The 14,126-nt window shown below is 68.5% G+C and carries 12 protein-coding genes and 1 tRNA gene; 8 read left to right on the top strand and 5 right to left on the bottom strand.

Going from position 1 to position 14,126, the window contains the following annotated elements; translation table 11 throughout:
* Positions 1-123 precede the first annotated feature (123 nt).
* Both ACIBEC_RS19885 and ACIBEC_RS19880 read left to right on the top strand, forming a co-directional pair.
* Complete coding sequence (locus ACIBEC_RS19885; protein ID WP_396288184.1) at positions 124-750, top strand: hypothetical protein; 627 nt, start codon at positions 124-126, stop codon at positions 748-750.
* A complete protein-coding gene (locus tag ACIBEC_RS19880) occupies positions 747-1,580 on the top strand; it encodes an endonuclease/exonuclease/phosphatase family protein (protein ID WP_396288183.1) in 834 nt (277 codons plus the stop codon). The genes ACIBEC_RS19885 and ACIBEC_RS19880 overlap by 4 nt, the downstream gene beginning before the upstream one ends.
* A gap of 111 nt (positions 1,581-1,691) precedes the next feature.
* On the opposite strand, the gene ACIBEC_RS19875 is transcribed toward ACIBEC_RS19880, so the two are convergent.
* From ACIBEC_RS19875 to ACIBEC_RS19865, 3 genes are all read right to left on the bottom strand, one after another.
* Positions 1,692-1,874 carry a hypothetical protein gene (locus ACIBEC_RS19875; protein ID WP_396288182.1) on the bottom strand — a complete coding sequence of 61 codons (183 nt, stop codon included), beginning with the start codon at positions 1,872-1,874 and terminating at the stop codon, positions 1,692-1,694.
* 33 nt (positions 1,875-1,907) lie between these two features.
* Positions 1,908-2,753, bottom strand: a complete 846-nt coding sequence (locus tag ACIBEC_RS19870; protein WP_396288181.1) for a hypothetical protein — start codon at positions 2,751-2,753, stop codon at positions 1,908-1,910.
* Positions 2,754-2,888: 135 nt separating this feature from the next.
* A tRNA-Met gene (locus ACIBEC_RS19865) sits at positions 2,889-2,962 on the bottom strand.
* Between the two features lie 166 nt (positions 2,963-3,128).
* Here ACIBEC_RS19865 and ACIBEC_RS19860 point away from each other — a divergent pair.
* The 3 genes from ACIBEC_RS19860 (at position 3,129) to ACIBEC_RS19850 (ending at position 5,443) form a co-directional block, all read left to right on the top strand.
* Positions 3,129-3,293 (top strand): hypothetical protein, encoded by a 165-nt coding sequence (locus ACIBEC_RS19860; RefSeq protein WP_396288180.1) that lies wholly within the window; start codon positions 3,129-3,131, stop codon positions 3,291-3,293.
* Between the two features lie 70 nt (positions 3,294-3,363).
* Entirely contained in the window at positions 3,364-4,590 is a 1,227-nt protein-coding gene (locus tag ACIBEC_RS19855) for a hypothetical protein (RefSeq protein WP_396288179.1), read from the top strand.
* A gap of 238 nt (positions 4,591-4,828) precedes the next feature.
* The gene (locus ACIBEC_RS19850) at positions 4,829-5,443 is read left to right on the top strand and encodes a hypothetical protein (RefSeq protein WP_396288178.1); all 615 of its coding nucleotides are present in this window, start codon (positions 4,829-4,831) and stop codon (positions 5,441-5,443) included.
* A 97-nt stretch (positions 5,444-5,540) separates the two neighbouring features.
* On the opposite strand, the gene ACIBEC_RS19845 is transcribed toward ACIBEC_RS19850, so the two are convergent.
* Positions 5,541-7,145, bottom strand: coding sequence for a DUF2637 domain-containing protein (locus tag ACIBEC_RS19845; protein ID WP_396288177.1), 1,605 nt, complete (start codon positions 7,143-7,145; stop codon positions 5,541-5,543).
* A 310-nt stretch (positions 7,146-7,455) separates the two neighbouring features.
* On the opposite strand from ACIBEC_RS19845, the gene ACIBEC_RS19840 reads away from it, so the two are divergent.
* The 3 genes from ACIBEC_RS19840 to ACIBEC_RS19830 all read left to right on the top strand — a co-directional run bounded on the left by ACIBEC_RS19840 (position 7,456) and on the right by ACIBEC_RS19830 (position 11,950).
* Positions 7,456-8,184 (top strand): prepilin peptidase, encoded by a 729-nt coding sequence (locus ACIBEC_RS19840; protein WP_396288176.1) that lies wholly within the window; start codon positions 7,456-7,458, stop codon positions 8,182-8,184.
* Positions 8,185-10,376: 2,192 nt separating this feature from the next.
* Positions 10,377-11,348 (top strand): ParA family protein, encoded by a 972-nt coding sequence (locus ACIBEC_RS19835; protein WP_396288175.1) that lies wholly within the window; start codon positions 10,377-10,379, stop codon positions 11,346-11,348.
* Complete coding sequence (locus tag ACIBEC_RS19830; RefSeq protein ID WP_396288174.1) at positions 11,348-11,950, top strand: hypothetical protein; 603 nt, start codon at positions 11,348-11,350, stop codon at positions 11,948-11,950. Before ACIBEC_RS19835 ends, ACIBEC_RS19830 begins: the two co-directional genes overlap by 1 nt.
* Before the next feature lie 784 nt (positions 11,951-12,734).
* On the opposite strand, the gene ACIBEC_RS19825 is transcribed toward ACIBEC_RS19830, so the two are convergent.
* Positions 12,735-13,997 (bottom strand): Fic family protein, encoded by a 1,263-nt coding sequence (locus ACIBEC_RS19825; RefSeq protein ID WP_396288173.1) that lies wholly within the window; start codon positions 13,995-13,997, stop codon positions 12,735-12,737.
* Positions 13,998-14,126: the final 129 nt, after the last annotated feature.

Below are 14,126 nucleotides of genomic sequence, written 5' to 3'. Positions count from 1 at the left end.
CCGCCCACGCCGAGCCCGTCATGCAGGCCAAGCCGTCCGTCGACGCATCGTGCAGCTGACCTTCGTCGTGTCCGCTTCCCGGGCGCGTATGCGTGGGGTGCGCCGCCGTACGGAGTGTGCTCGATGTCAGACCGTAGGCCCTCGCGCAAGCGCTCGCGGGAGATCCGCGCTGCCGGTGGCAAGTTCACCGTGGCCATGAGGGCGAACGACGCCGCCCGGCTGCTCCCACCGGCCACCGCCCCGGAGGGCGGGTGGCCGCTTGGGCCGGTCGACCGGTGGCGCGGAACCGGTGGCCCCGACCGCTGGGAGCGGGCGTGGGACCGGGCGATCTCCGAGCTCGGACCGGTCCGGGCCGCCCGCCAAGAGGGCCCCTACGACCCGTACGCGGAGAGGTGGACCGAGGGTGCAGCAGGTCTCGCCCTGACCTACTACCTCTTGGCCGTCGTGGGTGACCGGTCTGTCGAAGCGGTCTCGACCGACGATGTCCGCGTGGTCGCCGAGCTCCCGGACACCGGCAGCGCCTGGCCGGCGGTCGCCCGCATCGACGCCCTCGCCGAGCGAGCCGGCCACCGACTCGACGCACCGGACGATCCGGTGGCGGCCTGCTGGCGCGCACTTCGTGTGGACTGCTCCCCCACCGACATCCCCGACGACATGCAGCACGACTGGAGCTTCCGCTGGGGGGCCGACAAGGTCGTCTCGCTCAGCGTCGTCCTTGCCCGGCTCGCAGCGGCGGGGAGGGCGTCGTGAAGCTGCGGGCCGTCACCTTCAACACCCTGTTCGGCGGCCGCGACGACGACGGCCTCGGAGCCGACGACCGCTGGAGTCGCCAGGTGCCGTTCCTGAAGAGCCTGGAGCCGGACATCCTGCTGCTGCAGGAGTGCAACTTCTGGCAGTTGCTCGGCCGGCGCCGCCTGAACCAGGCGGTGGCCGAGCTCGGCCTGGCCGCCGGGTTCCTCGCCGAGGCCAACCCCACCACCGCCGGCCACCAGTTCCACAGCGCCATCCTGACCAGCGCCCGCGTCACCGTGCTGGCCGAGGACTGCGACCGCGGCCGCTACCACCACGTCATGGGCTGGATGAACCTCCGCCTCCCCGGCCCGGCGGGCCGCGTCCTGGAGGTCCGCAACCTCCACCTGGACCCGTTCGACCCTCGCAACCGCGCCCGCGAGGTCGCACCGCTGGAGGTCCTCGCCGCTCCCGGCCGACTGGCCCTGGTCGGCGGGGACGCGAACACGATCGGCCAGCGCTTCCCCGAGCCGGACTGGAAGGTGATGGCGCCGCATCTGCTCAACAGCCATCTGCGGATGCCGGGTGAGGCCGAGGTCGGGGATCGCGACGCGGTGGAGCTGCTGGCCCGCAGCGGCTTCGTCGACGCGGCTGTCACCAGCGGGATGGCCGACGTCCCCACGGCAGCGTTCGGCCACGGTGACGTGCCCCGCCGCCAGGACCTCATCCTCACCAGCCCGGCGCTGGCCCCGGCGGTGATCGGCTACCAGGTCCACCGGCAGCCGGCCGAGGACGAGATGTCCGATCACTGCGCGGTCAGCGTCGACCTCGACCTGACGGTGCTGGCCTGACGCGCGCGAAGACGACGGCCGTGGTGCGGCACCGGATGCCGGTGCCGCACCACGGCCTCACCCCGAAAGTCGGCCCCGGCTCCTGGCATCGTCCGGTCGGCCGGGAGGCTCCTACTCGAGCTCGCAGAAGGCCTCGTACCAGTCGCGGACCTCGTAGAGATCGAGCGGGATGGAGGCGATCAGTTCCAGCAGATACGGGCCAGGGGTAGTGCTCCGCGAGGAGAGCCGGGTCGGCCTGGCGTACCGCAGGCGGTCTGCGCTCCCGTCACCGACGCTGGCATCGGCTGCACGCACTACGGGCGTGCCGGTCACGGTGGTGTCTACCGATCACGCCGCGAGCCGATGGGGTGCAGACGGCGTCTCCCGGCGGCGTTGCGCCCAGGTGCGGACGCGGGCGGCGTCACCGGGGCGTACTCCGGCGGCGACGGGGTCCAGGGGCAGCAGCGTGGTGTGCAGGACGCGGATTCGCTGGTCGACGGAGATGCTGATGCGGGCGTAGTTGCCGTCGCGGATGGAGCCGACGGTGTGCGGGTTGACGCACAGCCCTCGGGCGAGACGGCGGGCCGGCCAGCCCCGTTCGGCGAGTTCGGTGAGCAGGGCGGAGGCGGGGGCCGCGTCGACCTGGCCGCGGCCGGCCAGCGGAGCTCGGCGCTCCTTCGGAGGCAGTGGCACGCCCATCACTGCGCCGGCGGTGACCTGGGAGACCTGAGGCGGGTGGAGCGGTGGCGGCTTGAGGAGGCGGCGGATCAAGGTCACCGCGATGCCGGAGGTGCCGGCGATGTCCTGCGCGGACATGCCGTGCTCGCGCAGGGCGGCTGCGTGCCGGGCGACGGGGCCGGCGTCCACTCGTCCGCGGCGGCCGGCCGCGCGGTCCTGGTCGCGCTCGCGGCGTGCCTTGCGTGCGGCGGCCAGGCAGACGGGTCGGGTGCAGCCGTAGTCGGCGCAGGACGGCTGCCCGTGCAGGACCCGGCTGCGCGCCGGGCGGCGGCCGGACGGCCGAGGCGAGCCGCCGGTGTCGGCGGAGGCGGGTGTACCGGCTGGATGGGGTGCGGCGGCCGGAGGCTGCCGCCGTCCCTGGGGGCCGGGGGCCGGGACGGGGGCAACGAGCAGCGCCACGGCATCTGAGGCCGGGGCTGTTGCCCTGGTCTGGTACTCGTCCGTGCCGTCGTTCACGCCCACCATTGTGACGGCCCGCGTGCTCCGGCCGGTTGCACCTCGGCTGCTCCTGCCGGACGGAGCTCCGGTCGTCGGCCGCAGAACGGCAGTGGCCCCGGCGCGGGGGGGGGATGCGCCGGGGCCACTGAGAAGTAGCGGGGACAGGATTTGAACCTGCGACCTCTGGGTTATGAGCCCAGCGAGCTACCGAGCTGCTCCACCCCGCGTCGGTGTCATCACACTACGCCATCGCGTCCGGCGCTCCGCACCACTTTTCCGGCGGCGTACAGCTCCGCCATCAATCAAGTTTCTTAACTCTATGACTGCATGTATTGTTCAAAGCCTCCTTCCGATTGGGTCCACCAGCCCTTACCCATCCCAATGAGGCGCGACATGGCCGTCATGATGACCCGCCGGGGCAAGCGCCGGGACTACTGCTGCCCCGGGCACAACCCCAAGGAACTGCACCACGGGACCGAACGCGCCCGCGAGAAGCGCGAGTGGCTCCGCGAAGCCGCCCAGGACCTCGCCGGCGACGAGCACCCCCTCGGCTCCTGAGCCCCACCCCCGCGCCGGGCCCCGCTCCGAACGCGGGCCCCGCCCATCCCAACCAGTCCGGAGATCACCTGTGCACGCCCAGCCCCCGGCCGAGCCCGAAGAGATCACCCTCCCCCTCCCCCGCGGCGGCGTCCTGGACGTGACGGCCACCGCCGCCCCGCAGGCCGGTACCGTGCGCTACGCCGTCCACACCCGGCACCTTCGCGGAGTCCTCCTGGTCCATCCGCACACCGTCGCCGACGAACTCATTCCCGCCGGCGTGCGGGTCAGCTTCGGCGACGGCGAATCACCGGTACGCCCCTACCGGCCGCGCCCTGACGAACCGGTCGTCCACCGCGTGCGCGTGCACGGAACCGCCACCTGCCTCGCCCCCGACCGCCTCCCGGACCCCCGCTCCGTCCTCGTGGAAGCCGTCGTCCTCGGCGAGCACCACGCGACCAGACGCGTTCCCGACCGCACGGCGGACCTCCTGGAGGAAGCCGTCCTGGCCGTCCTCCAGCACTGGCAGGCCCGTGACGACCGCAACGACCTGATGCTGGCCGTCGCACGCCGCGCCGCCCCCACCGCGGTCCGCGTCACCCGCGCCGCCCTGGCCACGGCCGAAGCCGACCTCCGCGCCGTCCGAGAACGCCTGCGCCTGAGCCAGGACCACCTGATGCGCCTGGAGGAGCTGGCCGCCACTCCCCCGCCGCCGCCCAACCCGCCGGCTGGCGTCACGCGGCTCGCCTACACCGACGAGCACGGCCAGGCGCTCGGCACGGCGCTGGTGCGCGAGAGCGCGGTCAACCAGCCGCCCGGCACCGTCACCTACCGGATCGACGGGTCCCGGCTGACCGGCAGCGTCGTCGTCGGCCCGTACCCGTACAGCACGGAACCCGTGCCCCCCGGCGTCAGCGTGCAGTACGGCACCGGCGGCGCCGCCGACCGCAGCGACGAACCGGTCGTCAACGGCATCCGGCTGCGCGGGGGCTGGGACCACGCCAGCACCACGCCCGTCACCCCGTCCTCCCCGCCAACCCTCCCCCGTCCCTCCCGCGCCGACCCCACCGCCACCAAGCCCGTCCCGGCGGCCACCAACCACCGATGGTGGGCCGTGGTCCGCGCCCTGGGCGCCCGCTACACCCAGCGGCCCGACATCGCTCTCCTCCGACTTGCCGCCGCGCGCGCCCGGGCCGCGGACCGGAGCCACGCGGAACGGCAGGCCATCGCCAAGCTCCGGAACGAGCAGGACAACCTGGCCCACACCGTGGCGGCGCTGCGCGAGCGCCTGGACGACGCCGCCGCCCTGTTGCGCTGACTGTCCGCACCGTAGGGCCCCAACTGCCGCATAGCAGAGGCACGCCGCACTCTGGCACTGCGTCTGCACCCGGCGCCGCCCAGGTCCGTCCGAGGGCCCACAGCCCGGGAATCCCAGGCAACAGCACCGTCACGGCCAGTGCGATGATCGTGTCGGCGTGCGCGGATAGACTGCCGCCGCCCGGCTGGCCGTGCGGGCAACAACGTCCCGAGTCTCCGGGCGCAGAAGGGAAAGCCTCGTGGTCCTGCTGAGCTTTGCTGTCACCGTCGGGGGCCTCAGCGCCATCACCTGTGCCGCCGTGGCCATCGCCCGGGCCGCCGGCGGTAAGGGACTGGGGATCATGCGTTCGGCCGGAGTGGTCGAAAAGGTCGTGTGGGGTGTCCTCGGCCTCTCGCTCGGTGCGACCCTGCCAGCGCTCTACGAGTACTACGGACTGCTCCAGAACCGGTCCCCGTGGATGGGCCTCAGCCACGGAGTTCTCGTCGTGGCCGGCTTCCTCATGATCGGCCACCTTATGACGCGCATCCGCTGGGGTATGTGGTCCGATGAACTGCTCACCGAACTCCTCGACAAGGTCATGCCCGTCGTGGTCACCGCGCAGCGACGCGCCGGAGACGAGGGAGCCGGCCTGGTGGAGAGGGCACGCGCAGCTCTCCGAGACGGCCGCGGCCGTGAAGCCCTGCGCTGCGCTGCCGAGGTGCGCACGCTGGTCGAGCAGGCCGGCCTTCCCGAACACGCCGCCTGGGCGAAGGTCTCCGAACAGATCCTCTATTGGCAGCAGAGCCACCTCCCCGCCCCCAAGGTCGACACCGGCAAGAGGCTCGCGCGCCTGAGGAGCATGCTCCCTCGCTGAACGGATAAGCACCCGGAAGCCCACCCGTACGACCTTCCCGAACCTACGACCTCCCCAGCCCGTAGACAGCGGCCGACACTCGCTTCGCCCCGGGGAGTCAGAGCACCTGCCGGGCTGGCTGAAGTTCCTCGTCAGACGCCGCCGGGTCCCGCCAGTCCAGGTCCAGCTGGTCGGCTCCCTCACGGACCACGATGGGCCCGTGCTTCTTCTCCAGCTTGTTGTACTGGGTGCGGCCCGAGCCCTCCTGCTGGTAGCCGGCCCACCGGGCGAGGTTGGGCTTGGTCAGCTCCACCCCCGCCTCCTGATGCGCCAGGTAGATCCGCTCGGCACGCTGGACCTTCGTCTCACCGGGCGGGGCGACGCCAAGGTTGACCTTGGGCTCTTCCGCTCCGGTGTCGGCCGCCTCGTCATCCTCCTCATCGCCGCCCTCGTCCTTCGCCTCACCCGATTCCGGGGCCGGGCTGCCCTCCGGCTCCGGAGCGGACGGGGCCTCCCCCTGCTCCAGTCCGCCTTCCGACTCGGGATCCGGCACCTGCTCCTGGCCGACACCGGACTCCTCAGGCGCGCCCGCCGGGGCGTGCCCCACGGCCCCCTGCGGGTCGCCGGGAATCTGGGCGGGCAACGGGACTGCAGGCGCGGCGGCCGACGGAGCGACCGGGACGGGAGCCGTCGCGGGCGGGACGGCAACGGACACGTTCACCGGCGGGGCCGCGGCAGGCACGTTCACCGGCGGGGCCGCGGCAGGCACGTTCACCGGCGGGGCCGTCGCGGGCAGGACGGCAGCGGCCGGGACGGCAGCGGGCACGTTCACCGGCGGGGCCGTCGCGGGCAGGACGGCAGCGGCCGGGACGGCAGCGGGCACGTTCACCGGCGGGGCCGTCGCGGGCGCCTCCACAGCGGCCGGCCCTGGTGGCGCCGCTTCAACCGCAGCCGGGGCGGGCACCTCGTCAAGCTGCCGCTCAGCCGGTGCCGTGATGTCGACCGTGCTCCGGTCGATCGCGATGCCGAGCCGGGCCTGACGCAGCGGCCGCAACTCGGCGGAGGTAGCCTTCCGCCGCCAGCCCCGTCCGTACTTCGCCCTCATGTCCTGCCGCAGCAGCATCTTCTCCTGGTAGCGCTCCAGAGCCAGGGCGTACGACCGGATCTCCCAGAGCTTCATGTCCCGCCAGATGGAGAAGGTCGCTACCGGCTGCAGGAACCAGCGGGACAGCCGGATGGAGTCCATGTGCTGGTCGAGTTCGAGGTCCGTCGCCTTCGCGATCGCGTTGCGCATCGCTTCGGTGACGGCGATGAACAGGACCGGGATCGTCGCGTGCATCGCGGAGCCGAGAACGTCGGGCCAGGAGGACGCAGCGTTGAAGAAGATGGTCGCCGCGGTGAGCAGCCAGGCTATGTACCGCAGCAGGGGGTACTTCAGGTTGACCGAGGTGAGGGCCAGGTCCAGGGCGAGCAGGACCGCGATTCCCAGGTCGACAGCCAGGGGAAACGCCGGGGCGAACGAGCCGAAACCTTTCTCCTCGGCCAGGGCCCGCACCGCCGTGTAGGAGCCGACGAAGCCGGCCGTCGCGATCGCGAGCGACCCCGCCCCGATCGCGCCGAACAGCGCCTTGCGTCCCCTCGTCCACTTCACCCGGGCGCGCGCCGGGGCGGGGGCGGGCGGTATGGACGGCAGGAGGACGGTGCTGCTCGACCCAGCGGTCATTGGTCGTACTTCCCTCTCGTCGAGTCCGTGCGCAGGCGCGCATCGCACATAGAGGTGCGATCAACGCCTCGGGTGTGACACGGATCGACCTCCCGTCGCATTCAGGCCACCCCGGTGGCTTTGAACGGTACGAGGGATGAGGTCGACGAACCACCCCCTTTTTCTCACGTTACCCCGTTCCACCTGCCGATTTGTACTGAAGATCACCATCTTGCCCGCCCGTGGACTCGCTCGGCGGCTTCGTTACGCTTCAGTGGACCTGCCTACCAGCTGGCTGGATTCACCGTCCCCGATCGCCTGGAGAGCCTCGATGCCACCCATGGTCACCGTCGTCGTCGCGCTCCTCGCCGGCCTCACAGCAGGCGCAGCGGCCCGGCCGCTGATCTTCGCCCGCGCCGTACCCCGAGGCGAGCCGAACCGGACCGCGTGCCCCTCCTGCGCCACCAACTACCCCTCCCCCGGACTCCGCGGCCAGCTTCAAGCAACCACGGGACGCTGTTCCTCCTGCGGTTCGAAGACCGGCCCTGCCGCCGGCCTGCCCGAACTACTCACCGGAGCCTCCTTCGCGGCCGTCGCCGCCGCCGGAGCAAGCGGCTGGGCCGGCGCCGCGCAGTACTGGCTCCTCGCCTGCGGAGCCGCTCTGACGGTCATCGACCTCAAGGTCCACCGCCTCCCCGACATCCTCACCCTGCCCGCATCCGCCGGCACCCTCCTCCTGCTCGGCGGAGCCGCACTGGCCGGAGAGCCCGGCAGCATCTGGCGCGCCCTCACCGCGGCGGCGGTGGTCACCGCCGTCTACCTGGTCCTCGTCGTCGTCGGCATGGGCATGGGCGACGTCAAACTCGCCCCCGCCGTCGGCGCACTCCTCGGCTGGTCCAGCTGGGCCTCCGTGCTCTGGGGCACCTTCGTCGGGTTCGCCCTGGCCGCCCTCGTCGGCCTCGCGCTGATCCTGACCGGACGCGCATCCACGAAGAGCCGGTTGGCTTTCGGCCCGTACATGATCATCGGAGCACTCGCCGTCTCCATCCTGAGCACCTGACTCGAACGCAGACTGCCGCCCCAGCGGTCGATCGACTCGTGAAGGCTCCACGAAGCCCTCGTCGACGGATAGGTCCGGAGCCCGACTCCGCCAGCGGCAACTCTCCGGTCGCCAATGCAGAGCGACTGCCGTTCTGACGGCGGGCCGTGAAATGCGGCGCAGTACGCCTCGAAACCCCACCGACGAGGCTCTCCGGACGCAGCACAGATCACCAAAGGGGCAGAATGGCCCCTCTGGCGGCCGATCAGGAGTCGCCTGGGCAGTTAGAGCCGTCGGGGCGCGATAGGCCCCCACAGCGAATACATGCAGGTCAGAGGCCCTTTTCTTACCCCGCAAGATGCCCGCAAAAGGTACAAATCAGGCCCAGCGTCTATCCCTTGGTGAGGATCTCGCAAGGTGGTGTGCCGCCTATCACACCAAGTTCTTAGCAAGCTGGTGATCTAGCGGTGTGACCGCGTGGCCCGCCCTTTGGCCTACTGGTCCAACAGCATGAAAGTGCGCTAATGAGCGAGCGCTCCGTCTACTCCACTAGACCGCCGCATAGCGTAACGAGATGCCATTCTCATGCTGCGCTGTCTGGCGTATGTGAGAGCCGGCCAAAAGGGATCACTCTGTGCCTATCCGATGGCGGTAAGCGAGGCGCTTAAACAGGCTGGCCCTACAGCCAGCCTCAAGCCCCGCCGAGGTACTGACCTGAGGGTCGGCCATAAGGCCGCTCCTGCGGACGACTTGATAACTTACTCGAGAGCCTTCCTTTGAGCCGCACGAAAAACGTCTCAGCAAGCCTGCCACCGCGGCTAACAACTTGCACCGCACTGGGCCGCTCGAATGGTATGCCCGATGGCGGTAAGTGGAGCACTTCGCATGGCCGGTCTGGAGAACTCCCCGCAAACCAACGGCAAGGCTACCCGGGAGGCCATCCCCGATGGCCCCTTCTGAACCAGCTAGGAGCCTAAGCCAGGAGCTGCGCGAAGGGTCAACCGGAAGGACGCCTGGGGGTCCACCCGCGAGGCTGCCCCAGAGGTAACCGGAGAGGCCGACCGCAGGACTGGCCAATGCATCAGTCGTCAGCCCACTTCTGCGGACAACCTGGCGGCTGGCTTCAAAGCCTTCTGTCGAGCCACAGGACAGCCAGCCAACTGCGTGCGGCAACTTGCGCTGCGCCGAGCCACTCGGGTAGCTCCGCAGCTTGAACAACAGATTGCCGACTGATTCGCCATGCGACTTGACAACTTTGCTTCCAGCACAACGGCCAGTCATCTGACTGCTAACAGCGCCTACTTGGTTGCAAGCAGCTTGCCGCCATGGGAAGGCACTCATAGTGCCACCCTGAGGCCAAGGCGAGAAGTTGACACGGAGGAATGCAATACAGCCAGCACCAATGCACTGCCGCCGGTCTACATGTTGGGCGGCTGATCGTCTCCGCAACCGGCCGCCGTTAAGACCATGCCGGTCGCAAGCGAGCTGGCCTCGCAGTTCGCTTGCGAGGTGGCCCGCCAATAGGCCAACTTCGGAGCAGCGCACTTGAGGGTCATCTAGCTGCAAGCGAGGCCATCGCAGTCGCACCACACCCGGCTTGTCTACCGGCAAACCCGCCTGCGATCCACAAAGCTGCCAGCGAGCCGTCCTCGGATGGCGCATCCCAGGCACACAACCAGTACCTACTTGAGAGCACCCCAGCTGCTCAGCGTCTGACCACACGCCTAGCTGCCACGATGCCATGCACTGTCGCACCCCTACATGCATGCACACAGTAGTGCAGGATTTCGCACCACCCTCAGAGATAAGACCCTTGCGAGTAGTCGTGCAAGTAGCCGTGCAAGTAGATCTGCAAGTAGCTGTGCAAGTAGTTCCGACTGCTTGTTTCCCCAGGTGAGAGGCAGTTGCCCAGACGGAAAGTGCCCTGTCAGCACCGATGCTTGGGGTAGCTTCCAGCTCGCACCTAGGTGCGCCACCGTCTGGACCTGAAGGGTTCCAAGCGATCGCTACCCGGGGGATGCTCAGCATCGAACCAGGTGTGGCCCACTGGGGCACTCCAGCGGAGACGCCGGAAGAGGTATCTGCGCGGCTGCCTGCGAGGTCGAAGATCGTTGTGGCAACATGTTCAGCGACAGCCGTACTGCTCTGCTTCACGCCCTGCACGGTGCCCGCCTTCCCATGCTCGAACCATGTCCTGACCTGCGAGGAGTCTAATGCCGACGGATGTACTCCCCTACAGCTTCGCTCTAGCTGAGTATGACAAGGATGAGCCTCTGGACATCCCTTGGGAGGACCTCTGGCATGTCTACGTCTTCGCGAACGACAAGGGCGGCAGCGGCAAGACCAGCGTGACGGCGAACTTCGCGCTCATGCTGATGCGGTACCTGAAGAAGATGGGACAGGAGCCCCGGATACTGGCTCTCGACATCAACGGTCAGGGAAACCTGGCGATCCACGAGTTCGGCGTCGACAAGAAGTACCTGGACGAGGGCGAGGCTCTCGTCGAAGCCTTGCGTAAGGGGACACCGCTCAAGCCAGTTCCGGTGCGCCCTGGCCTCGACCTCATTGTCGGCGGTCCGAAGATCGAGGAGTTCGTCACCGACGTCTACCCGAGGCTGCGGTCCGCCTTCACCAAGAACGCAGACCTGAGGCTCCTCCAGTGCCTTCTGCCGATCGCCGGTGACTACGACTTCATCCTGATCGACCTCCCGCCGGAGAACCCAGTGATGCAGCGCCAGGGTCTGGCGTGTAGCCGCTGGGTGGTCATGTCGACGAAGACGGACCGAGGCTCCCTCGACGGCACCTTGACGATCAAGAAGCACTTTGACGAAGCGCGGAGAGTCAACCCGCTGCTCACAATGCTGGGCATCATCTTGTTCGGGACCGGCCGCAACTCGACCTTGATCCACAAGAAGGCTTCGGACTACCTTCGGAAGATCCTCAAGGGCGGCTATCACGGCTTCGACCGAGTCATTGGGCACAGTGAGCTGGTGGCGAGCCTGTCCCGGGACGACGAACACCCCTTGGTTGAGCTCTTCGACCAGTACGCCGGCGGAGCGAAGCTGCCCGACACCATCCAGTCCGTGTACGACGACTACGAGACGCTCTGCCGACAGATCCTCCAACGAACCCAGGAGGTACGGGCGATCATGGAGCGTCCGATTGAAGAGGAAGCTGACGCCTGATGACTGAGAACGCCAATGCCGAAGCCGAAGCAACCGGTGACGACACCTACAACGTGCCCAACGTTGCGGCGCTGTCCGGCCGGCGCAGCGGCGCGCGGTCCGCGGAGCGTCGTACCGAGCAGCGCCAGGAGATGACCGACGAGGACCTCGCGGGAGGCGGCGCTGCGGTCCGCGTGGCTTCGCGGCCTCACGTACCTGAGTCGATCGACGAGGGGCCGGAAGAGGGGCCGGACGCCGGCGACAAGCCTGTCACCATCAACGTCAGTCCCACCGTGGACCGTCGTCTTAAGGCCTACCGCAACAAGACCGGTCTCACCAACCTCGAAATCGTCTGGGAGGCCGTTGAGGCAGCTGAGAAAGAGGGCTGGAAGACGGTCGTCGCGACGGCGGTCCCGCCGGCCAAGACCCGACGGTTCGGGGTCCGGGCGAGCCAGACCCGCTACGCGGGGGTGGGAAGCAACTCGGTGTACACGCGCATGACGCCCGAGGAGCGCAACGAGCTGCGGCGCCTCGTCAAGGTCGCCGGAGTTCCTGACCGCTCGAAGCTGATCGCTATCAGCCTGAACTGGCACTTGCCTGGCACCGCGGACAAGCCCGCCTGATGTGACGGCTTGAAGGGCACGGGGGAGACCCCCGGCTATGGGGGAGGACCCTCTAGTCGGAGGTCTCCCCCCGTTCTTTTCCCGAGCGCAACCAGCTGCAGACCCACGTCAGCCGGGATGGTTCAGGAACGCCGACGCGGCTATCTCCACGGTGATGGACGCGGCCCTCCTGCCCACCCCGCCCGCCCGCACGACGTTCTTCCAAGAGCGGCATATCCGCCGTCAGGTGCCCCGGACCATGCGCTGAGCGAGCGAATGGACGACCGTGGGGAGGGCCGACGGGTCAGGAGGCACTCTCGGTCGCCAAGGCCGAAAGCACCGCCCGCCAGGGCTTTCCGGAGGTACCCCACTCTCCTCTGCGGGAGTGGGATCGTTTTTGAGCAAGGAGGACCGCGGGGGGTCGCGTGGGCCGGCACCGCGCGGAAGCTATGCGGCGGGTCTTCTCCTGGAGCCTCAGAGTCGGGGAATCCGGCGGATCCACGTCCAGTTCGAGGCGATGTGAGACGCACGGTGGGTCTGTCCATTGCGTGCAGGTAGCCCCGGCGGGATGCTGAGTGTCGCTGAGCAGGACCCTGGGAGTGGCAGCAAGGCCTGCTCTGGGCCACACCTGAGTGGGCACGGGCCTGCGTCGGATCGCCGACGCGGTGGGCCTGCGATTGGATACTCACCGCGTATGCCCACTACGCAGTGTGACCCTTTCCTTTAACGCGTGCTCGTCGCGGTTAAAGGAAAGGGTCACAGGGGGCTAGTCGTCCTCCGGGACGGTTGAGACCAGCCGCCGAAATCAGATGTGGGCGTCCAACTCAGGCAGCTCCCACTTCGTATAGGTCAGCCGGCGTTCCGCTCCGTTGATCAGGTCAAGCACGTCGGTCCCGAGGTAGGCCCGAGCGCCTCGTTCGACCTCCTTCACCTGAACAATCCCTGCGCCAGCCAGCTCTTCCAGGGCACTTGAGGCTGAGACGAAGGAGATCCCGAGAAGGGACTGCGCTGCCCTTGCTGTAACGATCGGGACTCCAGGAAGTTGCTCCATCAGCCTGACGACTGCCGCGCCCTTCCGAGGCTGCCCTCGTCGGCCCAGGCTCGCCCTGTGAGCTGCGAGCTTTGCATCCCAGGCCTTCCGCATCTGGACCAACTCGTCGGTGAACCGCCGAGCTTCGGCGACGGCGTCACGAGTAGCCGCGAGGAAGACGCGAATCCATGCCTCCCTGCCGGCGGCCGCTGCGGGGCCATCTGAGTCACCCACATAGCGGTAGGCGTTCAGGCCGCCGATGTACTCCCGCGCGTGGGCGAGGAGGGACATCGAGATCGGCAGAACATGGCCGACGGCCAACCCCTGCCTAGCGAGCACAGTGTGGATCAGCGCTCGACCGGTCCGGCCGTTGCCGTCGGTGTAAGGGTGAATTGTCTCGAACTGTGCATGGACGAGGGCTGCTTGCACCAGAGGGAGTGGGTGATCCTCAGAGACAAATGCTGCCAGATCAGCCATAAGCTCTTCCACTGCCCCTGGAGCCGGTGGCACGTACTCGGCTCCGTGAGGACTGTAGGCGTTGCCTCCGACCCAGTTCTGCACTCGCCGAAGTTCCCCCGAAAGCTCTCCCTGCTCGGTGTCCACCATCAGTGCGGCCTGGAGGTCGTTGATGTCCTGAACCGAGACGCTCGGGGTCTCGGTGAGAAGCGACACCGCCTTCCGGAGAGCAAGGACGTTGTTCACCACCTCACGAGCACCATCACTGATCCCCTTGTGAGCGCGTGGGTCGTCAGTGGCCTGGATGGCGAGCATCATCTCCAGATGCGCGACCGCTCGGGCAGATGCGACGACCCCTTCGATGCGAGAGGAGGCGACGGCCTCCGAGCGAAGCAGGAAGCGAGCCAGCGACTCCAAGTGCGGACTCGTGGGAGCCGCGTCGTTGAACGCTCGGACTAGCTTGTCAACCGCGGCCACCTCGGCGCCTAGCTCTGCGGACAGCGCGATGGATCGACCTTGAAGCATGTCTGGCATGTACGCGCCGAACGATCGGGCAGCCTGATCCTCCAGGCCGGCCGTCACGCCAGGCCCCGATTGCCAGTGCTGCTCCGAATACCCTGCCACCAGACACGCTCCAAAGGTTCAGCCTCAGCGAGATCCGTTTAAGGATAGTGTGTTCCCCGTGATGTTTGGTGTGTTGCTTAAGGGTGC

Source organism: Kitasatospora sp. NPDC051164, from assembly GCF_044455625.1.
Lineage (GTDB): Bacteria > Actinomycetota > Actinomycetes > Streptomycetales > Streptomycetaceae > Kitasatospora.
The sequence above is the reverse complement of the archived record's forward strand: the minus strand, read 5'-3'. Positions and strand labels throughout refer to the sequence as shown.